A 22,456-nucleotide genomic window follows, 5' to 3' on the forward strand; every position below is an offset into this window, starting at 1 on the left:
CCACCGATTTCTAGCGCGGCGGACGGATACCGAGCCGCGGCATCCGCGGGATGTCGAGCACCGCGCCGGCCGACTGCGGCACGATGACCTCTTGACTGGCCGCGATCGAGACGCCCTGCGACTCGACGTAGACGGTGACCGTGGCCGGCACCGCGCGCTTGACCACGGCGAGGGCGATCGGCCCGAGCTCGTAGTGCCGGGCACTCGAAGTGATGGCACCGATCGGGCGCCGCTCTGGCTCGTTACCCGGGAGCACCCGGTCGGCCGAGACCTCGTCGCCGTGCACCGGAAGAATTGAGTCAGACCCGTCGAGGTGCAGCAGCACCAGGCGACGCGGCGGATGTCCGAGGTTGTGCACCTTGGCCACCGTCTCTTGCCCGCGGTAGCAGCCCTTGTTCAGGTGTACAGCGGTGCGCAGCCAGTCGAGTTCGTGCGGGATCGACTTCTCGTCGGTCTCCAGCGCGCGGCGCGGACGCCAGGCTGCGATGCGCAGTGCCTCGAAGGCGAGGATGCCGGCGACCTGCAGTGAGCCGGCCGCGACGGCGTTGCGCACCTCGGGGAGCGCCGCACGAGGAATCAGCGTTTCGCACCAGTGCCAGGATGCCCCGGGGTGCTCTGCCGTCTCGGCGTACTGGTAGCCGCCCGGCGTCACCTGCTCCCACGGGTCGTTCCAGACGAGCGGGACACCGTTGGGAGCCGCCGGCGTGAGCGCGGCGTGCTGCCTCGGGTTGGTGCCGGAGATTGCGGTCGCACCAGCGTCACCCGCCGCGCCAGCTTCACCAGCTTCACCAGCGGCATCCGCCCCCATCGTGCCGATCGTCGCGTACTCGGCGGTGTGGTCGCGCACCTCGACGCGCAGCATAAAACGCATCTTGTCGAGCCAGGCGTGCAGGCCGGCAAGCTCAGCCGCTTCGACGAGCAGCCAGGTTTCAACGCCGTCGTCAATCACCTGCATCGCGTACTCGACGCGTCCGGTCTGATCGAGCAGCAGCGTTTCGGTCGACTCCCCCGGCGTCAGCCCCAGCAGCGCCTGGCTCGAAATCGAGTTGAGCCAGCTCAACCGATCGGGCCCGGCCACGCCGAGCACGCCGCGGTGGGAGAGATCGACGAGCGCCTCACCGGCCAGTAGGTGACGCTGTTCGATCATCGGGTTGCCGTAGTGGGCGGCGACGCCGGCGTCGAGACCGTCGGCTTGCACCGCCCCGTCCAGCTCAAGAAGGGGGGAAACCAGAGGTTCGGTCATGGTGTGTCTATTCCACTCGTGCGAGGCGACCCGACGCGTGAGTGCGCAGGGTCTGGCCGAGGGCGGCGATATCCCACGCCCACAGCAGATGATTTTCGACCAACCCGTAGAGGCGGGTCGCCGCCGAATACGGCTTCGCGGTCTCGCTCCGTACAACGGCGTCGGTGGCCAGATCGATGCGGGGGCCGGCGACCTGTCCGAGGTAGAGTTCCGCGACGCCGCCCGGGTGCACCAGGGTGACCTCGATATCAAACCCGCCGCTGTCATTGCGGAGGGTCTCGACGGCTTCAGCATCGTTGAACGGGATCGCCCCGAGCGCGGGCAACAGCCCAGGACCGGGATCGCCGTCGCCCTGCGGCCGGTGCAATCGCCAGTAGCCGGTCTCGGTGGCCAGCGGGGTCTTCTCGTCGCTGTCCGAGCCCTCTTCGGGTTCGAGCCAGGTGTACGAGCTGTAGTTCAGATACGGCAATCCGTCATGGCTGAAGCTCAGGCGGTGGCCGAATTCGCGCGTGACGGTGTCGTCACCGATCGAGTAGTCCAGAACGCCAGAGCCTTCCCAGACCCCGATCAGCCACGACAGCGGAACGAGTTCGGGCGGCAGACCGACCGGCAGTTCGATCATTGAAACTACCGCTGACCCCGGAAGAGGTTCAGAAGAACGACCGCTGAGACCCAGACGATCGACAGGCTGGCCAGTCCGAGGAGGCCGAGGAAGAGGATTTCGAATGCAAGCGGCGACATGGTTCAACTCTACTGCTCTGCGGCGTGGCGATGGCCCCGCACGACGCCGGATGTCAGAGCAGTCCGAGCACGGCGAATACGCCTGTCGCTGCGCCGAGAACGACGACGGCGCCGACGATGCTGGCGGTCACCCGGTTCACATACCCTTCCGGACGCCCGCTCGCGAGCTGGATGCACAGGGTCATGATGGTGCAGCCGGCGGCAGACAAGCCGATCCAGGCCAGGTACTGACCGGGATCAGAGAGCAGCCCGACGAGCACCACGCAGACGGCGCTGAATAGCCAGACCACCGCGACGGATTTCCACTGCCTCTTCACCCTCCCCATTCTGCCCTGCCGCAGCCGCAATCTCGCGCACTGTAGTATTGGCGCACGATCCTTGGAGGATGCGGTTGGCACAGTTGTTGATCCTTACCTCGGCGGTCAACAATGATGTTCTACCCGCCCTGGCGTTGCTCTCGCACGGCATGACATATCTCCCTGCCCAGCCGGGACAGATCCTTGTAGCGCCCGAATCGGATTTGATCCTCGTCGACGCACGCACGAACCTCGTCGCGGCCAAGGGTCTCTGCCAGATTCTGCGGTCCACAGGCGCTGAGACTCCCCTGCTGCTCATCATCACCGAGGGCGGTCTCACGGCGGTCAGTCCTGATTGGGGCGTCGACGATGTGATTCTCGACTCGGCCGGTCCGGCTGAAATCGATGCGCGCATCCGTCTCGCTGCCGGTCGCACCCCACGCGACGTTCCCGCTCCCCTGATTCGGGCTGCCGGCGTCGTGATCGATGAGGCGAGCTATTCGGCCAAGGTTCACGGCAAACCGCTTGACCTCACCTATAAGGAGTTCGAGCTGCTGCGTTTCTTGGCGGCGCATCCGTCTCGGGTGTTCACCCGGGAGCAGCTGCTCAGCGAGGTCTGGGGCTACGACTATTTCGGCGGCACCCGCACGGTCGACGTGCATGTGCGTCGCTTGCGCGCCAAGCTCGGCGACCAGGAGTCGCTGATCGGCACCGTGCGCAACGTCGGCTATCGGTTCACCGTGCATGAAGAGGAGAATGGCTCGCGTGTCGCTCTCACTCAGGTTTCTTGATCAAACGGATGCCGCCTCCGCGGCCGCATTTCGAGAGGTCGCCGAGGCGGCAACCCGGTTCGACGGTTACCACCCGTTCAACGAGCAGAGCCTGCTCGATGCGACGGCGGGGAGACGCCGGGCGGCGCTGATCGTCGGTGCGGCGCAGGGTGACAACGCGACCGGCAGCACTGCTGACACCACCGAAACAGCTGACACCGACGGCGCCGGCACTGCTGGCGCCGACACTGGCACTAGCGCTGGCGCTGACCCCGACGCCGACACCGTTGTTGGCGCTGCGATCATCGGCCACGGCGAACTCGACCTGGTAGTTGTGCCTGAGCACCGCCGGCGCGGATTCGGCACCGACGCGGTGGAGGCGCTGCTGAGCGAAATCGACGCATCAGGTACCGACGCAGCGAAGGCCGGCCCTGCGAACTCCGACGCGGTGAAAGCATTCTCTGAACTCACCGCCTGGGCGCACGGCGATCACCCCGGTGCCCGCGCGCTTGCCCCTCGCTTTGGGTTCGCTCCCGTGCGCACGCTGCTCCAGCTGCGAATGCCGCTGAGCGACGACGAGTCCAGCTCTGACACCGTTCCCGCCGTGAGCGGCGAATCCGGCTCCTCCCCTGCACAGACCGGCCCGTCGACGTCCGCTCCCCCGATTGTGATCAGTGAGTTTCGACCGGGCGTCGACGAGGCCGAGTGGGTCGCGCTGAATGCGCTGACCTTCGCGAGCCATCCGGAGCAGGGTGCCGTCACGCTCGCCGACCTCGCCGACCGCAAGGCGGAGCCTTGGTTCGACGCCGGTGATTTCTTGCTCGCTCGCGACGTGCCCGACGCCCCCGCCGGCGAGGGCCGTCTGATCGGCTACAACTGGTTGAAGATTGAGGAACCCGACGCCGAGGGACACCGCCTCGGCGAGATCTATGTGATCGGTGTGCATCCGGATGCCGCCGGCCGCGGTCTAGGTCGCATCCTGATGCAGGCGGGCCTGCGCCGACTGCGCGCCCGCGGCTGCACCACAGCGGCGCTCTACGTGGAGGCAGACAATGAGGGCGCGGTGCACCTGTACCGGTCGCTGGGATTTGTCGATCACACAATTGACGTGCAGTACCGGCGGGCTCCTCACCGCTCAGCGGAATTGTGATCGTGATCTAGACCGGCTCGACCACCGGAACGGTGTCGCGCGGGTCGAGCGCCGCGGCGCGGGTTGGCGCCGACCAGCGCAGCGGCACCCGACCCGCGTGACGGCATTTCGCTCGGTGGCGGCCGGGCATCCGACCCGCGCGACGGCGTCCGACCCGCGCGACGGCACCGGGCCCCGAGATCGACTCACCGGGGCGACAAGCTCGACCAACGAGATGGTGCAGGCTCGGGAGACCCGTTCCCCATTCGACGGAGATCTCACCGAAAATGCCTGAAATCGGGCGCAAATCGGCTTTTTCGAGCAGAATCTCCGTCGAATGGGCGTTCCAATTCGAGAGAGATCCGGCGGTGCAGAGGCGGCGCAGACATGACTTCCGCCTAAAAGCACATGACGTTCACCGAGCTCGCCCCGAAAGTTTGGTCGGCGGTGCAAAGATGGACGGATGGACGGCGACAACATCCAGGCAGACTCCGACTTCGGCAGCGACTTCGACGACGACTTCGATCCGTTGGTCGGTGCGAATGATCCCGCGCTGCCCAGCGAACGCTACCTCGACCGCGAACTGAGTTGGCTGGCATTCAACCAGCGGGTGCTCGAGCTCGCCGAGGATCCCGACCTGCCGGTGCTGGAACGCGCCAACTTTCTGGCCATTTTCGCCAGCAACCTCGACGAGTTCTTCATGGTGCGAGTCGCCGGGCTGAAGCGGCGCATCCTGACCGGCCTGGCCGTTCCCACCAACGTCGGCCGCGCCCCCCAGGATGTTCTCTCCGACATCTCGCAGGCCGCTCACGCCCTGCAGAACCGTCATGCGCTCGCCTTTCACGATCTGGTTCGGCCGGCCCTCGCCGAGCAGGGCATCGAGGTCGTCAACTGGGACACCCTGAGCATTGCCGAACGCGAGTCGCTGCGCGACTACTTCTCGAACCAGATCTTCCCGGTGTTGATGCCCCTTGCCGTCGACCCGGCGCATCCGTTTCCCTATATCTCCGGACTCTCGATCAACCTCGCGATCCGGGTGCGCAACTCGAAGACCGGCAAGCAGGAGTTCGCCCGGCTCAAGGTGCCGCCGATGTTGCCGCGGTTCGTGCGCGTCGACCGTGCAGAGCCCGTCGAGCACCTGCGTTTCATCACCCTCGAAGACCTCATCGCCAACCACCTCGGCGACCTGTTTCCTGGCATGGAGATTCTCGAGCACCACGTCTTTCGGGTCACCCGCAACGAAGACGTCGAGATTGAGGAAGACGAGACAGAGAACCTGATCAAGGCCCTCGAGAAGGAGCTGCTGCGCCGCCGGTTCGGCCCGCCCATTCGACTCGAGATCACCGAAGACATGGACGAGGTCACCCTCGGCCTGCTCGTGCGCGAACTCGATGTGACCGACAAGGAGGTGTACCGACTGCCGGCTCCGCTCGACCTCGGCGGCCTGTTCGATTTCTCCCGCATCGACCGCCCCGACCTGCACTTCGCCAAGCACGTTCCGACCACCGCGGTGCAGTTGATGCCGCCGGAGCCCAACTCAGAACCCGACGTTTTCGCGGCGATCTCGCGCGGGGACATCCTGCTGCATCATCCCTACGAGTCGTTCGCGACGAGTGTTCAGGCGTTTCTCGAGCAGGCGGCCGCCGACCCGCACGTGCTCGCCATCAAGCAGACGCTCTACCGCACCTCGGGCGACAGCCCCATCGTCGAAGCCCTCATCGACGCGGCCGAGTCGGGCAAACAGGTGCTCGCCCTCGTCGAGATCAAGGCGCGGTTCGACGAACAGGCCAACATCTCCTGGGCGCGCAAGCTCGAGAAGGCCGGCGTGCACGTGGTCTACGGCCTCGTCGGCCTCAAGACGCACTGCAAGCTCGCACTCGTCGTGCGCCAGGAGCAGGGCGTGCTGCGCCACTACAGCCACATCGGCACCGGCAACTACAACCCGAAGACCAGCCGCATCTATGAAGATCTCGGGCTATTGACGGCGGATGCCCAGGTCGGCAAAGACTTGACCCGTCTGTTCAATGAGCTCTCGGGTTATGCCATCGAGAAAAAGTTCAAGCGTCTGCTGGTAGCCCCGTTGCACCTACGGAAGGCGCTGCTCAAGCGCATCAACGATGAGACGGCTGCCGCGCTCGACGGACGGCCGGCCGGCATCCGGATCAAGGTCAACTCGATGGTCGATGAGGCCATCATCGATGCGCTCTACCGAGCCAGCCAAGCCGGGGTGAAGGTTGATATGTGGGTGCGCGGCATCTGCAGTCTGAAACCAGGCGTCGAGGGCATGAGCGAAAACATCCGTGTGCGGTCAATTCTCGGCCGCTACCTGGAACACTCCCGCATCTTCTCCTTTCACAACAACGGCGACCCCCAGGTGTTCATCGGCAGCGCCGACATGATGCACCGCAACCTCGACCGCCGCGTCGAAGCGCTCGTACGCCTTGTCGCTCCCGAGCATCTCGCCGAGATCGACTCCCTGTTCGCGCGCGCCATGGACGACCGCACCTCGTCGTGGTGGCTGAGTGAAACCGGTGAATGGACGCGCCACGACCGTGACGATTCGGGTCAGCTCCTCGATGACATGCAAAATAGGCTCATGCAACAGATCGGGCACCGCAAGCGTTTGGCCATCCGTCGATGAAATCAACGAAATCGATGACTGACACGGCCGTCTACGCGGCGGGCGCCGTCTGTTGGCGCCTGATTGACGGCAAGATGCACGTGCTGCTGATTCACCGCACAGTGCACGGCGACGTGACGATCCCGAAGGGCAAAGTTGACCCGGGCGAATCGCTCCCCCGCACGGCGGTTCGGGAGATCGAAGAAGAGACCGGACTCGCCGTCGCGCTCGGTGTTCCGCTCGGCATCTCGCGCTACGTGATGCCGAACACCCGCGAGAAGATCGTGCACTACTGGGCGGCCGAGGTCACTCCAGAGGCGATTCAGCGCTCGACGTTCGTGCCGAACGGCGAGGTGGCCGCCATCGAATGGGTGACCATCAAAAAGGCACGCACCTACCTCAGCTATGAACCGGATGTCGTGATCATCGACGCCTTCGCGAAACTCGTCGATGCGGGGGTGACGAGCACCTTCGCCCTGATCGCACTGCGTCACGGCAAGGCCCTTCCCCCGGCCCGCTGGGATGGCCCGGACGCCACGCGTCCGCTCACCGAACGTGGCGTCGCTCAGGCGGCCAGCGTCGTCGAAACGATTACCGCCTGGAAGCCCCGTCGGATCGTGAGCAGCACGGCGACCCGCTGCGTGACGACGGTGGCCCCGTTGTCGGCGGCCACCGGCATCCCGATCAAACGCACCGACAAGATCAGCCAGGCCGCCCAAGAAGAGGGCAGCGCCGATGTGCGCAGCGTGATCGGCAAGCGGGTGCGCTCGCGCAAGACCGCCGTGCTCTGCAGCCACGGGCCGGTGCTGCCCGAGATTCTGCGGGAGATGGCGTTGGCCACCGGCACGACGCTCGGCTCCTACATTTCTTCGGCGGCCGACCTGGAGACCGGCGGTTTCTCGGTCGTGCATCTTTCTTCTGACAACCCGAGTTCTGGCATCATCGCGATCGAAACGCACGCGCCGCGGATGTAGCCCATTTGGGAGTGTTCTGACGCCGAGCCGTGAGTAGTGACTCGATTTTCGCGAAAAAGCGAGTCATTTCTCACGGCTCGCGTGCGTGGTGGGCGTGGGAATGGTCGATCGTCGTTCACCTCCCGTTTACCGACGTAGGGGAGTCTCGTTAACCACAGGACGTAGCGTCACTGACAGGTCGAGCACAGAGGCAAAAGTTGTGATCGGCCCTCATCCTGTTTTCAACCCCTCGAAGGGATTTCCCGTGAACTTCAAGCGTTTTGGCGCTCCTGCCGCCGTTCTGGCTGTTGCCGCACTCGCTCTGACCGGATGCGCCGCCAACGAAAGCGGCAGCGCCGCACCGAGCGAGACCGCAACCACCAGCACCCTCTCCGGCACCATCAACGCAGCAGGCGCCTCGTCGCAGGGTGCCGCCCAGGAAGCCTGGATCGCACAGTTCCAGACCGCCAACCCTGATGTCACGATCAACTACGACCCGTCGGGTTCGGGCGCCGGTCGTGAGACCTTCGCATCGGGCGGTTCCGACTTCGCCGGATCCGACTCCTACCTGAAGGATGAGGAGCTCGCGGCCAGCTTCGCCAGCTGCGTTCCCGGCACCACCGCCGTCGACCTGCCGGTCTACATCTCCCCGATCGCCGTGATCTTCAACGTCGACGGTGTCAAGAACCTGAACCTCGACGCATCCACCCTCGCCAAGATCTTCAAGGGCGACATCACGACGTGGAACGACCCGGCCATCGCAGCGTTGAACGCCGACGCGAAGCTGCCGGCGACGCCGATCACCGCGGTTCACCGCTCGGACGACTCGGGAACCACCAAGAACTTCGCTGACTACCTCAACCAGGTTGCTCCCGACGTGTGGACCGAGAAGCCGGCCGACACCTTCCCGTTCCAGTCCGGTGAAGGCGCCCAGGGCACCTCGGGTGTCGTTGACGCCGTCACCAACGGCGTGGGCACCATCGGTTACGCCGACGCTTCACGCGCCGGTTCACTCGGTGTGGCAAAGATCAAGGTCGGCGACGAGTTCGTCGGCTACACGGCGGATGCCGCAGCGGCAGTCGTCAACGACTCCCCGCTGGTCGAAGGCCGCGCCGCCGATGACCTCGCCATCCAGCTCAACCGCACCACCACCGACCCGACCCACTACCCGCTGGTTCTGGTCAGCTACGCCATCGTCTGCACCGACTACGCCGATGCTGCCAAGGGCGAGCTCGTGAAGTCGTACGTCGGCTACATGGCCAGCGCTGACGGCCAGGCCGAGGCTGCGAAGTCCGCCGGCGCCGCACCGCTCTCCGCTGACCTGCAGACCAAGGTCGCTGCGGTGATCGCCACCATCAAGTAACACCCCTCACATCCGCCCGATCCGGAAGCCGCAGCGTGCACGCGGTTTCCGGGTCGGGCACACTGAGGTTCACGGCCACTGGTCAGAATCTCAATCCCCCAGACATCCACCCCACACCCCAGGGAGTCGCCAGGAATGACCACCTCAGTTGATCCGGTTGCCCCTGTGGTGAACCGCCCAGCCAAGGCGAAGCAGCGTCCGGGTGATCGGGTCTTCTCGACCCTGACAGTGGTGGCCGGTGCGTTGATTCTCGCCGTGCTCGCCGCCGTTGCCGTTTTCTTGCTCGTACAGAGCATCCCCGGTTTCTTCGCTCCGGCCGCTGACTTCAAGGGTGATTTCAGCAACTTCTGGGAGTACGTCTGGCCGCTCGCCTTCGGCACCATCTGGGCCGCCGCCCTGGCCATGCTCATCGCCGTTCCGATTTCGATCGGCATCGCGCTGTTCATCTCCCACTACGCACCGCGCAAGCTGGCACAGGGCCTCGGCTACCTGATCGACCTGCTCGCCGCGGTGCCGTCCGTCGTGTTCGGCCTCTGGGGAATCGGAGTGCTCGCGCCGATGCTGCAGCCGTTCTACACCACCCTGGTCGAGTGGTTCGGCTGGTTCCCGCTCTTCGCCGGACCGGCATCCGGAACCGGGCGCACCATCCTCACCGTCGCCGTCGTGCTCGCAGTCATGGTGCTGCCGATCATCACCGCCATCTGCCGCGAGGTCTTTCTGCAGACTCCGGTCTTGCACGAAGAAGCCGCCCTCGCCCTCGGCGCCACCCGCTGGGAAATGATTCAGATGGCCGTCTTGCCGTTCGGTCGGCCCGGCATCATCTCCGCGTCGATGCTCGGCCTGGGTCGCGCGCTCGGTGAGACGATGGCGGTCGCCATGGTGCTCTCGCCTAGCCCGCAGATCATCTTTCAGCTGCTCACCTCGCAGAACCCCTCGACCATCCCCGCGAACATCGCCTTGAACTTTCCGGAAGCCCACGGCACCGGGGTGAACATCCTGCTCGGCACCGGCCTCATCCTCTTCATCATCACGCTGGCCGTGAACATGCTCGCCCGCGTCATCATCAACCGCCGCAAGGCCTTCTCGGGAGCGAACTGATGACAACGACAGAGAAGGACCCCGCGCGCATGGATGCCCCCACGCCGCGTGCGACAACGGCGCACGGTTCGATGCCGGGTTCGTCGGCACCTGGCTCACCACCCGCCCGGCCGCTGACCAACTCGTTGACCGCCGGCAAGCTCCCCCGCAACACGCCGCTGTGGGTACTCCTCGGCAGTGTCGCGCTCGTCGGAATCGTCTTTCTCCTCATCGACATCGCCGATGAGGCGAGCAGCTTCAACTGGGCGGGCACCGCATTCTTCGGAACCGTGCTGTTCTGTGTCGCGATCTTCGCGTTGTCCTTCTTCGTCGAGGGCCTGCGTAAGGCCAAAGACCGCCTGGTCACCGCGCTGGTCAGTGCCGCGTTCGTTCTCGCCTTGCTGCCGCTGGTCTCGCTCATCAGCACCACCGTCATCAACGGCCTGCCGGCGTTCCTCACTCCGACGTTCTTCACCGAATCGCAGCGCAACATCGTCGGTGCCGGCGGTGGAGCCCTGCACGCGATCGTCGGAACCCTGCTGATCACCGGCGTCGCCACCCTGATCTCGGTGCCGATCGGCCTTCTCGCCGCGATCTACCTCACCGAGTACGGCCGCGGCCGGCTGGCGCGGGGCATCACCTTCTTTGTCGACGTGATGACCGGCATCCCGTCGATCGTGGCCGGCCTGTTCGCCTACGCCTTCTTCTCTCTCATCTTCAACGACCCGGGCATCCGTTTTGGCTTCGGTGGCGCCGTCGCGCTCTCGGTGCTGATGATCCCGGTTGTGGTGCGCTCGAGTGAAGAGATGCTCAAGCTCGTGCCCAACGAGCTGCGGGAGGCGGCGTTCGCGCTCGGTGTGCCGAAGTGGCTGACCATTCTGAAGGTGGTGTTGCCGACCTCCCTCGCCGGAATCGTGACGGGCATCATGATCTCGATTGCCCGGGTGATCGGTGAGACCGCGCCGCTGCTGATCATCTCCGGCTTCACCGCGAGCATGAACTATGACCTGTTCAGCGAGCGGATGATGACCCTTCCGGTGTTCGTGTACACCCAGTACGCCAACCAGGGCGCCGATTTCCAGGCCTATATCGACCGCGCCTGGGCCGGAGCACTCACCCTGATTCTGATCGTGATGCTCTTGAATGGTCTCGCCCGGTTGATCGCCCGCTTCTTCTCCCCCAAACTCGGCCGCTAACGCGTTCGACCTCAGAACTCGAAGGAATCACAGTGTCAAAGCGTATTGAAGTCAACGACCTCAACGTCTACTACGGAAACTTCCTGGCAGTCGAAGGTGTCACGCTGACCATTGAGCCGCGCACCGTCACGGCATTCATCGGCCCGAGCGGTTGCGGCAAGTCAACGTTCCTGCGCACCCTCAACCGGATGCACGAGGTGATCCCCGGCACGCGCGTCGAGGGCGAGGTGCTGATCGACGGCAACAACCTCTACGGCCCCGGTGTCGACCCAGTGCTCGTACGTCGCCAGGTGGGCATGGTCTTCCAGCGCCCCAACCCGTTCCCAACTATGTCGATCGGCGACAACGTGCTGGCCGGCGTCAAGCTCAACAACCGACGGATGCCCAAGAGCGAGGCCGACGATTTGATCGAGCAGTCGCTGCGTGGCGCGAACCTCTGGAACGAGGTCAAGGACCGTCTCGACCGCCCGGGCTCCGGACTCTCCGGCGGCCAGCAGCAGCGTCTCTGCATTGCGCGGGCGATTGCCGTGCAGCCCGACGTCATCCTGATGGACGAGCCATGCTCTGCCCTCGACCCGATCTCCACCCTGGCGATCGAGGACCTCATCGAAGAGATGAAGGCCGACTACACGATCGTGATCGTGACGCACAACATGCAGCAGGCCTCGCGCGTCTCCGACCGAACCGCGTTCTTCAACATCGCGGGAACCGGCAAGCCGGGCAAGCTGATCGAGTACGACGACACCACCACGATCTTCTCGAACCCGAGCGTGCAGGCGACAGAGGACTACGTGTCGGGTCGCTTCGGCTAACCATTCGCCGAAGGTCCCCCCTACGACCGAGAGTCGCCGTTCGAACGGCGACTCTCGGTCGTACTGGGTTAACTCGGCAGTTGACTGATGCCGGTCACCGGAATGTACGCCGTGGCTTGGACCTCAACGAGGAGAAGTGGGTCGAGGAGCTCGGCGACCACTGTGGCACGGGCAGGCCGGTGTTCGCCAAAAGTTGCAGCCCAGGCCGCGTTGAATTCGAGGGCAAATTCGGCCTTGGTGAGGTAACACGTGGCGGTCACGATGCTGTCGATCCCGCCTCCGGCTGCCTCCGTAATTCGCCGTAGCCGGGAGAGGGCTTGAGCGGTCTGTGCGTGGACATCTCCGGGAGCAACGACCTGCCCGTCGTCATCGATCGATACCTGACCAGTGATGAAGACGTAGTCGCCCGCACGCACGTAGGACGGAAAGCTCGAGGCTCTCGTGGTGATCCCTTCGACGTCATGGCGTGAAACGGCGTCAGAAATGTGAGTATTTTCGGTCATTGTGTTCTCCTCGGTGGCGGTGAAATCGACTATCGCACGGTGACGGACACGTCGCCAGCCGCGTAGTCGAGGTTTTTGAAAAGGGCGAACGGGATGCGAAAAACGCGTCCCGGAGCAGCAGGCCATGGCAACCGACGACGACCGATGATCCGGCCGCCTTGCCGCACCTCAACGACAGGCGCGCCAATGTATTCATCCGTCCAGGCCAGTATCTTCCCACGCGCGGGCGCCTCGTCGTCGAGACGAAGAGTCGACGGCGAGATCCACCGCAGTGGCTGCCCGGCATGAATTGTCACAGACGGCGCGAATGGTGACGCGTCGTTGAGCCAGCGCCGCACAGCGAGCGCAACGTGGCGCCCATCAAGCGCCGCGACGTCAGCGGTATCCACCGGATGCACAAGATTTCCGATCGCGAACACGCCGCTGTGCGAGGTGCGGAGGCTCGCGTCGACCCGCGGGCTGAGAGACCCAGGCGCGATCTCGATTCCCGCGCTTCGGGCGAGCTCATTGTCTGGTACCCACTCAGCTGTGAGCACCACTGTGTCGCATTCGATGCGGCGCACCCGGCGGGTCTGAGTGTCTTCGAGGATGACCGCCGTGACGCGGTCTTTCCCCTCAATGGCCAGAACACGAGTGTGCGTTGCCACCGGAGTGCGCAGCGCGATGCGGCCAGCCAGCGACAGTGAGCTGTAGGCCTCCGCCTTGTCATGCGTGGACGTCATAAGCACGGGCGTGCATCCGGCTTCACGCAAGGTCAGAACGCTTGACCAGCTCACGAGCTCCGCACCGACGATGACCGCGCGCGAGCCCGGTCGTTGATGGTGAAGGTGCACCAGGTTCTGCAACTGCCCGGTCGTGTACACGCCCTGTGGCCGGCTTCCGGGGATCATCCGTGCGGTGCGAGGGCGCTCCCGGGCCCCGGTGGCAAGAACCAACGCCCGGGGTCGAATCTGCTGAATTCCCCGCGGAGATGTGACCGAGAGAGTGAGGTCATCGTCGATCCCGGTCACCATCGATTGTGTCCAGATCGAGGCCCCGGCCACATTGGCCAGCGAGACGAGTCGCTGGGCATACGCCGGACCAGGCATCACTCGATGAAGGTCTCGAATTCCGTATCCGGTGTGATCGCTGTGCCGTGGGATACCGCCCGCCGCGCTCTCGCGCTCAATAACTAGGACGTCCGCGACGCCCTGTCGACGAAGCTCCGTCGCCGCGGTGAGCCCGGCTGGGCCTCCCCCGACGACGACGACGTCGGGAGTCAGAGTTAACTCACTCATTGTGCTTGTCCTTGTTGAAGAGGCATTCAATGGCGGCACCACAGTAGAACCCCTGGCAGCGTCCCATCATCACGCGAGTCCGCCGTTTGAGCCCGCCAAGATCACCGGGCGGCACGGGCGAATTCAGCGCATCGCGAACTTCGCCCTTCGTGACGCGTTCACAGAAACACACGATTTCCCCATACGCGGGGTCTTCCCGGATCAGTTCGGCCTGTTGGTATGGGCGGGGAAACGATTCCCCGAGGTTCGGCACCCGTTTGGAATCGAAGCGACCATCCGTCATGCGGGACGGGAGCCCCGCTTCGACCATGAGTTCATTGACGTGTTCGGCGAGCGCCAAACTCGAGGTGAGCCCCGTCGAACGGATGCCGCCGAGACAGACATACCCTTCTCCGGCGTCGACATCGACGAAATAGTCAGGGTGGTCGATTGCGGCGCGCAATCCCGCGTACGTGGCGGTGACTTCCTCGTTCAGAAGCAATGGCATGATTCGCCTCCCCTTCTCGAGAAGAGTTGCGATGCCCGCCTGGCCCGTCGAGCGATCAGAGCGGTCCTCGAGGTCTTCGGAGGTCGGGCCGAGCATGGCGTTACCGAACACAGTCGGGGCGACGAGCACCCCTTTTCCGCGTGAGGTCGGGACCGGCAACACAATCTTCGGAACGAGGGCTCGCGCGGCTTTGTCAAACACAATCAGCTCGCCTCGTCGAGGGGTGACCGTGAACCGGTCATAGCCGAACAGGCGGTCAACGATGTCCGCTCCGAGGCCGGCCGCGTTGATGACCCAATTCGCTTGGACGGAGCCGGCGCTGGTCGTGACAGTCGTCACGCCTCCGTCTCGACGAACCGCGGTCACCCGGTGCTCACGCAGGAACTCCAGGCCAGCTTCGGTGGCGTCGTTGATGAAGGCCAAGGACGTCGACCATGGGTCGATAATTGACTCTCCAGGAACGGTCAGCCCGCCGAGCGCTCCTGGACCAAGCTGCGGGAGCGCAGAATAGACAGCGTCTGCGTCGATGATTTCGGTATCGAGGTAGCCGTTGGCCCGAGCTTTCTCCTGCAGCTTGGGCAGGGTCGCCACCTGCTCGGTATCCCACGCAACGAGAATCGCGCCAGTGTTCTCATAGGCAATTCCGACCTGCTGTGCATAGTTGAGCAGGAGCGCATAGCCCTGGGCGACGAGCCGCGACTCGAGGGTGCCCGGTGTAGCGTCGAATCCGGTGTGCAGAATTGCGGTGTTTGCTTTACTGGTGCCGTCTCCGAAATCAGCGAGCGAGTCCAGAAGCGCAACGCTGTGTCCCCGCCGGGAAAACTCGCGCGCGAGAGCACAGCCGATGACACCGGCACCGATGATTGCGAGATCATAAATCTTGGTCACCGTTTCCTCCCCAATGAAGTTGTGGCCAAGACGGCCTGGTCCCAGGCGGACCGAACTTCGTCGGCGCGATCCGGCTGCCACCTCGGTTCATAGCTCATGCTCGGTGTCCAGGAGGTGACTACTTCGCCGAGCGCTCTGCCCGGGTCGAGAGAAAGCCGGGCCGCTGCCGCCGTTCCCAGCACCGTGGCGTGAGCCGACGGGAAGCAGTCGATCGGGATCTGCAACAGGTCGGCCTGCGCCTGCATCAGGGCACGTGAGCGAGTCGCGCCTCCGTCGACATTCAACCGACGGATGGGCGTTCCCGCATCGCGTTCCAAACAGTGCACAAGCTCGGTGACCTGCGCAGCAAGCCCCTCCACGACGGCCCGGATCAGGTGATGCTTCTCGGTTTCGAGGCTGAGACCGACAAAGGCTCCACGTGCGTCAGTCTCCCAGCGAGGGGCTGCGAACCCGGCAAGCCCCGGTACGAACACTGCACCATTCGTGCTCTCACCGCATTCGGCATCCAGCGCATCGGGAGCGCTCAGCAGGCCTGCCGCCACCATCCACCTGACGGCCGATCCCATGGTGAGTGACTGTCCGTCAAGGCAATACGACTGCCCATCGGCAAACGACCATGCGACCGAGGTCGACAGGCCGTGTGCCGATCGGAGGGGGGCCTGACCAACGTTGCCCAACAGGAACGCACCAGTTCCGAAGGTGCATTTGAGGTCCCCGGCCGACAAACAGTTTTGGGCCAGCAAGGCGGCCTGCTGGTCGACGATCAAGCCTCCCACCGGGATCGAGCCCCCGAATGCGGAGGTCGTCCCGACGACTTCATCATTCCGAACAATGCGTGGGAGGGCTTCGTCGTCGAGACGAAAGAGCCTCAGCATGTCGGCGTCCCACTCCCCCGAGTCCAGGCCGAAGACCAGCGAACGGCTTGCGGTGGTCGCATCCGTGACAAATTCTCCGGTCAGTTGGTGCACCAGCCAGCTGTCGGTTGTCGTGACGACGCCGTCCTTCGTCTGGTTTCGGCGCAGCCAGGTCATCTTCGGGGCTGAGAAATACGGATCGAGGACGAGTCCAGTGGTGGCGGAGATTGCCGCGCTTGACTCGAATAATTCGTCGCAGATCGGCTGCGCCCTCTTGTCTTGCCAGATGATCGTTTGGCTGAGCGGTTGCCCACTTTCCTGGTCCCAGGCAAGCACAGACTCCCCTTGGTTGGCCAGGGAAACCATGTCTATGGGCGGATTTCCGGCTTCGGCGACGGCGCGCCTGCCCGATTCGAGAACCGAATCGAGGAGGGTGTGCGCATCGATCTCAACGAGACCCCCGGAACGATAGTGCGGGCGAACCGGAACTTCAACCACGGCGAGAATCGACTCTCCGTCGTGCACGATTGCCTTCGTTCCCGACGTTCCCTGATCGATCGCCAAGACGGTCATTGTGACGCCTTCGGCGCGAATCCGCTGGTGTCGATGGCCGACGTGCGTCCCAGCAACTGGTCAGCGAGGATTTGAGCCGAACCGCACGCCATGGTCCACCCCATATGCCCATGTCCCGTGTTGTAATACAGGTTTCGCACCTTGCTTGCGCCGATTATCGGGGGCCCCGCCGGCGTCATCGGCCTAAAGGCCGTGCGCACAACGGCCTGGTCCCAGTCTGCTGCGCCCGGAAAGAGTTCCTTGCCGATCGTGAGGATGTGATGGATCGCCGATCGACTCACCGTCGGGTTGAAACCGGCGAATTCTGCCGTGGACGACATCCGGAGCTGGTCGCCCATCCGGGACCAGGCGACGAGTGTGCGCTCATCGAGTCCACCGATTTGGGGTGCGTCCCTCTCGCTGATCACTGGAATGGTCAGTGAGTACCCTTTCGCCGGGTAGACGGGCAGGTTGATGCCCAGGCCTTTCATCAGCTGAGGGCTGTGCGCACCCGCGGCGACAACAACCGCGTCTGCGAGGAGCTCACCGTGCGAAGTTTGCACTCCGGTCACACGGCGCCGGTCACCAAGAAGCGCCTCTACCGGGGTGCCGAGGCGAATCTCTACTCCCAATTCACGTGCCTTGTCTGCGATGGCGTGTGCAAAGAGAACTGAGTTGGCAGTGGTATCGGTCAAGCCGAGGATGCCACCGGCGAATTCGCCGGTCGCGTCGCGGAGTGCGGGCTCAAGTTCGCCCAATTCCGACGGGGTGAGCACGACCATCTTCTGTCCGTGATCCCGTACCAACTGCATCTTTGCGATGCCTTCTGCCAGCTCTCGAGGAGAACGATAGAGGTAGACCACACCACCTCGTTGATAGTGGCAGTCGATGCCTTCCGCCGAAATGACGTTTTCCAGGAGCGCCTGACTGTATTGGCTCAGGCTGAGCTTGACGAGGCTGTTGGATCGGGCGCGGCCGGCCGTGCATTCACGGAGGAATCGCAGACCCCAGGCGATGAATCGAGGTTCAAGGGGCCAGCGAACGCGAATTGCGGACTGAGTGCCAAAAAGCGACTTGATCATCATGCCCGGCGCCGAAGGCGAGGCCCAGGCGAAGGAGTGACCGGGAGCGATAAGTCCGGCATTGCCTGCACTCGCGTCGAGTGCGAGCTCGGGCTGCCCCTCCAGAAGGGTGACTTCAATTCCCTCCTTCGCCAGATAGTAGGCAGCGGTGACACCGACAATGCCTCCACCGACGATGATGGTTTTCACGACATGCTCTGGATTGTGGGGGCAGCGATTCGTGCCAGTGCCCGGCGCGCCGCCTCAATGCCACTTCGTGCCGCAAATTCCATGTTCCCGAGGTCACCGAAGTAATCTCCGCAGAGGTCGATGGAGTTGGTGCCGGATTCGCAGTATTGGCGCACGCTGTGGAGTGAGAATCCGGGACGGTTGAACGGAAGCCCAATCGGCCAGCGCTGAACTCGAGTCTTGGCGATCTTTCCGGTCAGCTGAGGATAGAGCTTGAGAATGTCGTTCACGAAGAGCTCGGTTATCGCTTCGTCCGAACTCATGAGCAGCGTGCGAGCCAGATCTCCACCGCTGTACACCATGAGGCTCCCGCCGTCGGCGCGACTGCCCTCTGTGCGGAGTGGGTTGGCATGATTGAACATCATGTCGAACGAGCAATCGGGCGACGTGATCGCGTAGATCGGATCTATCGGCTGAGGACCGGACTCCGACGTGATGACTCCCATCGACACGAACGCACCGTATGAAACATTCGAGAGGCAACTCAGAACCTCGGTCGGCAAGCCTGTTGCGATGCGCGCTGCGATATCTGCGCTGGTCGCAACTATCACCTGACGGGCCCGGAAGCTCACCCGCTTGCCGTGATGATGCGCCTCGACGACAACCAGAGAGTCAGATTCGTAGACAGCGGTCACCGCGGTGTTCAACCGGACGCGCTCGCCCAAGCGCTTCGCCAACGCTTCGGCAAGCTTTGCCGAGCCACCGTTCAAGTTATAGGCGAGCGAACTCTTCTTCCCCGCCCACACACCTCCGAACAGTGCAGCACCGGTGCCGGCGCTCTGCTCGTTCAGTTCCGCGCTGGCCCGGCGAGCCGCAGTGGAGAAGATCGCGTCCACCCGCGGAGACGGAGTCCCTAGCAGATCTCGAAATCGTGTCTTCGCAAGCCGATTGGTCGTTTTCTTGCTCCTTTCCGAGCTGTGACTGCCAGAGTTTGGGTTCTGAGTCGATCGCCAGTCCGCGACCGTTTTCAGCATTTTCAATCCGATGATGGCGAAGCTCACCCTCTCTCTGAGGGTCATGGGCAATGTCAGGGGGTAGCTTTCGACGCGGTTCTTCGTGAAAACTTTTCCATTGAAAGTGATCGCGAATTTTGAACCGGGAATCGCGATGGTCTCGAGGCCGAGCGAGGTGACGAGCTTGCCCATGTAGGAATCTGGTCCGGGAAAGAGATGCGCGCCCAGGTTCATCCAGTAATCGCCTTCCGAATACGAGTGCAGACGTCCGCCGAGACGGCTGTCGCGCTCCAGGAGCAGCACCTTCTTATCGAGCAGCTCGTTCGCTGCAGCAAGTCCGGCCGCGCCGCCACCGATAATGATTGCGTCGTAAATTTCGTGAGGCATCTGCTTCGTCGTTCCTTCTGAAATGATTCGAAATGGGTGGTGATCGTCAGCGGGAGCGCGTCGGGCGCGGCTGGCCCGCTGGCGAGCTACTGTCAAACTGCAGATGCTCGCGGAGAAACCGCTTGGTGAGGTCATGTTGGGAGTTGGATGCCAACTGCGCCGGCGAACCGCTGTCAACGACGATGCCCTCGTCGATCATCACGATGGTTTTTGCCACGTCGAAGGCAAAACCGATTTCGTGCGTCACGATGACCATGGTCATCCCGTCTGCGCTGAGATCCTTCATCACCTGCAACACCTCAAGCGTCGACTCGGGATCGAGAGCTGATGTCGGTTCGTCAAACAGCAATGCCAGCGGGTTGAGTGCGAGCGCCCTCGCCAGAGCGACTCTCTGTAGTTGTCCGCCGGAGAGCTGACTTGGCATGGCGAGCGCCTTCTCCGTCAGCTTGACCTTGTCGAGCAGGTCGAGTGCCGTTTTCACCGCCACCGACTCATCCGTTCCCAGGCTGCGAACCATGGGCAGAGCGACATTCTCGACCACAGAGAGATGTGGAAAGACGTTCAACCCCTGGAAGAGCATCCCGACGCTTCGGCGCAGGCGCACCAGATTCTTTCCCGTTGCCGGTTTACCTCCGGAAAATGCGAGATGCTCACCCACCCGGATGTCTCCTGCGGTCGGTGTCTCCAGGAGGTTGATGCATCGAAGGAGGGTGCTCTTGCCTCCCCCGCTTCGACCCAAGATCGCCATGACCTCGCCACTGTTGATGGATAAGTCGACGCCTCGAAGTACTTCTGATTTTCCGTAGGTCTTGTGGAGATCGCGAATTTCTATGACCGGTGTCTTCATTTGGCTCCGCCTTCAGAGATAAGTACCGGGTCGGTCATGTCCGGACGAGGGTGAGCCGAGTCGTTCCGTGTGCGTAGCTGAAGAAGAGCCTCGTGGCGAAGCTTCCGTCCGAGGGGCGACAGTGCCGTGCCCTTATGCAGGTGTGTCTCCAGCCACCCAGCGAGCCTGGCCAATGGCCAGCACATCGCGAGGTAGATCAAGCCGATCACGACATACACCTCCAGCGGCCGGAACGTTTGAGCCGAAACGATAGACGCCTGAGTCATCAGCTCTCCCCCACCGATCGTCACCAGGAGCGCCGTTCCTTTCAGCAGGTCCACCAGCATCGTGGAGGTGGCCGGCAGCGAAAGCCGGACCGCCTGCGGAACTTGCACGGAAAACAGAACCCGAAGGGGGGTCAGCCCGAGTGCTTGCGCAGCCTCGAGCTGACCCTTGTTGATTCCTTGAAGTCCACCGCGGAAGATCTCCGCGAGGTAGGCACCGTAGAACAACGACAGGCTGAGATACCCGGCTGTGAACGAGTCAAGAACGAGACCGATCCCGGTCAGACCGAAATAGATGATGAAGATACCGGTGATCATCGGGAGGTTCTTGAATAGTTCGGTGTAGAGATAACCGATCGTGCGGATTGCCTTCACCGGCGACAGTCGCAGAACGGCCACGAGCATCCCGACGAGGCAGGCACCGAGGAATCCGAGCGCGGTCAGTTCAAGGGTCTTGACAAGACCTTCCGCAAGGAAGGGCGCGTAGCTCAGCCAATCGACTTTCACAATGCTTACTCCGATGCCTTCAGCGTCGGAGCAGTCCAGTTTTCGTCCCGATCTACTCCGACTCGGATGCTGGTCATTTCGTCACTGCTCGTGAGGAACGATTGAGCGTCTACGCCCCAGTCCTCGAGAACGGTCACGGATGTCCCGTCGTCGTACCAGCCGCGAATCACGTCGCTGAGGGAGTCGCACAGCGCTTCGGCCTTGGGCGAGCAATACCAGACGACTTGGTACGGACGGAATCCCTGCAACCCCGGGTTTGCCGCAACCTCCTCATCGGTCGGCGCCTGCACAACGTAGGTTCCGAATCCGGACAAGTCGGGGTTTGTATCGCGCATGTAGACGGCGGTCAACGGGTCGATATTCACCGCGTCGAGACGACCTGCTTGGAGATCGGTGATGGCATTCGCCCAAGCGGGGTAAGACTTGGCGATAGCACCCGGGGTAGCACGAACGGCGTCGTCGTTCATCGACCCGGTGGCCGCACCGATGGTGAGACCGTCCATGTCTGCGATGGTCTTGATCTCAATCCCCGGTGCAGTGAGCAGCAGGGCGGGGCTGTAGTAGACCGGATCGGTGAAAGATCCTGCTTTGGATCGTTCCTCGGTCCACGCGACACCGCCGATTCCGATGTCATAGCGGCCGGCCTGAACGCCGGCGATCATGGCCGAGAATTCCATTCCGGCGGCGTTGACGTTGAGACCGAGATCGTCGGCTGCGAGCTGGAACAGGTCGCCGTCCACGCCCGTGACTTTGCCGTTTTCCATACCGATGTATGGCATCAGGCCGTTCATAAAACCAACCGATACCTCACCGTCTTTCAGGAGCCCCAGGCCGGCTGATGCTCCCGGATCCGCCGCGTCTGACGTCTCGCTGGTTGGGGTGCTGGAACACGCTGTCAGTGCGCCCGCTGCCAGGACGGCAAGGACGACGAAACTTGCGAATGATTGGGAACTGTTTACTCTTGTGCGCTTCATTGTGGATCCTCTCGCTTCTTTACGGGATGCCCATCACGGCATTTGTTAAACCACTCGGCACTACACAACGCAACCGCCGACACACGACCTCAGAAATGGCCCCCCACCTCACAGTTCATCGATATTCCATGACTCGAGTGGGATATTGCGCCTTATTGCCCGCTGTCTGTGGAGATATTACCGAGATCGCCCGTAACGCGTCAAGGGAAACCTTAATAATTCACAATGAGCGGTGTTCTGGCGGGTTCCACCGGGCCACTTCTTTGAAATTGCGGAGGTGTCTGACGAAATTTTCAGTCAGAAACGCACAGGAACAGGCAGCGCGACGATAATCTATCTTCACGGGGCTCAACGCCCTGACAGTTGGAAGCAGAAAGGTGCGACGGTCACGTCCCGCTGAGTGGTGGAGTTTCTCAACACCGTGCGGGTCAGTGTTTTGATTATGCCGCAGCGA

21 protein-coding genes are annotated in these 22,456 nt (G+C 63.2%); 9 read left to right on the forward strand and 12 right to left on the reverse strand.

Going from position 1 to position 22,456, the window contains the following annotated elements:
* Positions 1 to 10: 10 nt before the first annotated feature.
* The 3 genes from ygfZ to ABD791_RS17335 form a co-directional block, all read right to left on the reverse strand.
* Complete coding sequence (ygfZ, locus tag ABD791_RS17325) at positions 11 to 1,243, reverse strand: CAF17-like 4Fe-4S cluster assembly/insertion protein YgfZ (protein WP_345068993.1); 1,233 nt, start codon at positions 1,241 to 1,243, stop codon at positions 11 to 13.
* 7 nt (positions 1,244 to 1,250) lie between these two features.
* Positions 1,251 to 1,865 carry a heme-binding beta-barrel domain-containing protein gene (locus ABD791_RS17330; protein ID WP_345068995.1) on the reverse strand — a complete coding sequence of 205 codons (615 nt, stop codon included), beginning with the start codon at positions 1,863 to 1,865 and terminating at the stop codon, positions 1,251 to 1,253.
* A gap of 172 nt (positions 1,866 to 2,037) precedes the next feature.
* On the reverse strand, positions 2,038 to 2,301 hold the full coding sequence (locus tag ABD791_RS17335; RefSeq protein WP_345068997.1) for a hypothetical protein: 264 nt from the start codon (positions 2,299 to 2,301) through the stop codon (positions 2,038 to 2,040).
* Between the two features lie 74 nt (positions 2,302 to 2,375).
* Here ABD791_RS17335 and ABD791_RS17340 point away from each other — a divergent pair, with 74 nt between their 5' ends.
* From ABD791_RS17340 to pstB, 9 genes are all read left to right on the forward strand, one after another.
* Positions 2,376 to 3,071, forward strand: a complete 696-nt coding sequence (locus ABD791_RS17340; RefSeq protein ID WP_345068999.1) for a winged helix-turn-helix transcriptional regulator — start codon at positions 2,376 to 2,378, stop codon at positions 3,069 to 3,071.
* Positions 3,046 to 4,200: a mycothiol synthase gene (gene mshD, locus ABD791_RS17345; protein WP_345069001.1), complete on the forward strand. Its 1,155-nt coding sequence runs from the start codon at positions 3,046 to 3,048 to the stop codon at positions 4,198 to 4,200. The genes ABD791_RS17340 and mshD overlap by 26 nt, the downstream gene beginning before the upstream one ends.
* 97 nt (positions 4,201 to 4,297) lie before the next feature.
* Positions 4,298 to 4,474 (forward strand): hypothetical protein, encoded by a 177-nt coding sequence (locus tag ABD791_RS17350; protein ID WP_345069003.1) that lies wholly within the window; start codon positions 4,298 to 4,300, stop codon positions 4,472 to 4,474.
* Between the two features lie 168 nt (positions 4,475 to 4,642).
* Positions 4,643 to 6,820 carry an RNA degradosome polyphosphate kinase gene (locus ABD791_RS17355; protein WP_345069005.1) on the forward strand — a complete coding sequence of 726 codons (2,178 nt, stop codon included), beginning with the start codon at positions 4,643 to 4,645 and terminating at the stop codon, positions 6,818 to 6,820.
* Positions 6,821 to 6,834: 14 nt separating this feature from the next.
* Positions 6,835 to 7,773 (forward strand): NUDIX hydrolase, encoded by a 939-nt coding sequence (locus tag ABD791_RS17360; protein WP_345069007.1) that lies wholly within the window; start codon positions 6,835 to 6,837, stop codon positions 7,771 to 7,773.
* A 244-nt stretch (positions 7,774 to 8,017) separates the two neighbouring features.
* Positions 8,018 to 9,115 carry a phosphate ABC transporter substrate-binding protein PstS gene (gene pstS, locus ABD791_RS17365; RefSeq protein WP_345069008.1) on the forward strand — a complete coding sequence of 366 codons (1,098 nt, stop codon included), beginning with the start codon at positions 8,018 to 8,020 and terminating at the stop codon, positions 9,113 to 9,115.
* A 135-nt stretch (positions 9,116 to 9,250) separates the two neighbouring features.
* On the forward strand, positions 9,251 to 10,213 hold the full coding sequence (pstC, locus tag ABD791_RS17370; protein WP_345069009.1) for a phosphate ABC transporter permease subunit PstC: 963 nt from the start codon (positions 9,251 to 9,253) through the stop codon (positions 10,211 to 10,213).
* A 71-nt stretch (positions 10,214 to 10,284) separates the two neighbouring features.
* Positions 10,285 to 11,388: a phosphate ABC transporter permease PstA gene (gene pstA, locus ABD791_RS17375; protein ID WP_345069037.1), complete on the forward strand. Its 1,104-nt coding sequence runs from the start codon at positions 10,285 to 10,287 to the stop codon at positions 11,386 to 11,388.
* A 32-nt stretch (positions 11,389 to 11,420) separates the two neighbouring features.
* Positions 11,421 to 12,200, forward strand: coding sequence for a phosphate ABC transporter ATP-binding protein PstB (pstB, locus tag ABD791_RS17380; protein WP_345069010.1), 780 nt, complete (start codon positions 11,421 to 11,423; stop codon positions 12,198 to 12,200).
* A 68-nt stretch (positions 12,201 to 12,268) separates the two neighbouring features.
* On the opposite strand, the gene ABD791_RS17385 is transcribed toward pstB, so the two are convergent.
* Genes ABD791_RS17385 through ABD791_RS17425 form a run of 9 tightly spaced genes read right to left on the reverse strand, consistent with a single transcriptional unit; the run spans position 12,269 to position 22,002 of the window.
* Positions 12,269 to 12,703 carry a RidA family protein gene (locus ABD791_RS17385; protein WP_345069012.1) on the reverse strand — a complete coding sequence of 145 codons (435 nt, stop codon included), beginning with the start codon at positions 12,701 to 12,703 and terminating at the stop codon, positions 12,269 to 12,271.
* A gap of 29 nt (positions 12,704 to 12,732) precedes the next feature.
* The gene (locus tag ABD791_RS17390; protein ID WP_345069014.1) at positions 12,733 to 13,980 is read right to left on the reverse strand and encodes an NAD(P)/FAD-dependent oxidoreductase; all 1,248 of its coding nucleotides are present in this window, start codon (positions 13,978 to 13,980) and stop codon (positions 12,733 to 12,735) included.
* Positions 13,973 to 15,355: an NAD(P)/FAD-dependent oxidoreductase gene (locus tag ABD791_RS17395; protein ID WP_345069016.1), complete on the reverse strand. Its 1,383-nt coding sequence runs from the start codon at positions 15,353 to 15,355 to the stop codon at positions 13,973 to 13,975. The genes ABD791_RS17390 and ABD791_RS17395 overlap by 8 nt, the downstream gene beginning before the upstream one ends.
* Positions 15,352 to 16,782, reverse strand: a complete 1,431-nt coding sequence (locus ABD791_RS17400) for an FGGY family carbohydrate kinase (RefSeq protein ID WP_345069018.1) — start codon at positions 16,780 to 16,782, stop codon at positions 15,352 to 15,354. Before ABD791_RS17400 ends, ABD791_RS17395 begins: the two co-directional genes overlap by 4 nt.
* Positions 16,779 to 18,032, reverse strand: a complete 1,254-nt coding sequence (locus ABD791_RS17405; protein WP_345069020.1) for a D-amino acid dehydrogenase — start codon at positions 18,030 to 18,032, stop codon at positions 16,779 to 16,781. The genes ABD791_RS17400 and ABD791_RS17405 overlap by 4 nt, the downstream gene beginning before the upstream one ends.
* Positions 18,029 to 19,411 (reverse strand): flavin monoamine oxidase family protein, encoded by a 1,383-nt coding sequence (locus ABD791_RS17410; RefSeq protein ID WP_345069022.1) that lies wholly within the window; start codon positions 19,409 to 19,411, stop codon positions 18,029 to 18,031. Before ABD791_RS17410 ends, ABD791_RS17405 begins: the two co-directional genes overlap by 4 nt.
* A 46-nt stretch (positions 19,412 to 19,457) precedes the next feature.
* The gene (locus ABD791_RS17415) at positions 19,458 to 20,258 is read right to left on the reverse strand and encodes an amino acid ABC transporter ATP-binding protein (RefSeq protein WP_345069024.1); all 801 of its coding nucleotides are present in this window, start codon (positions 20,256 to 20,258) and stop codon (positions 19,458 to 19,460) included.
* A complete protein-coding gene (locus tag ABD791_RS17420) occupies positions 20,255 to 21,028 on the reverse strand; it encodes an amino acid ABC transporter permease (protein WP_345069026.1) in 774 nt (257 codons plus the stop codon). Before ABD791_RS17420 ends, ABD791_RS17415 begins: the two co-directional genes overlap by 4 nt.
* Positions 21,029 to 21,033: 5 nt before the next feature.
* Entirely contained in the window at positions 21,034 to 22,002 is a 969-nt protein-coding gene (locus ABD791_RS17425; RefSeq protein WP_345069027.1) for a substrate-binding periplasmic protein, read from the reverse strand.
* Positions 22,003 to 22,456 lie beyond the last annotated feature (454 nt).

The organism is Glaciibacter kafniensis, from assembly GCF_039538945.1.
Classification (GTDB): Bacteria; Actinomycetota; Actinomycetes; order Actinomycetales; family Microbacteriaceae; genus Cryobacterium; species Cryobacterium kafniensis.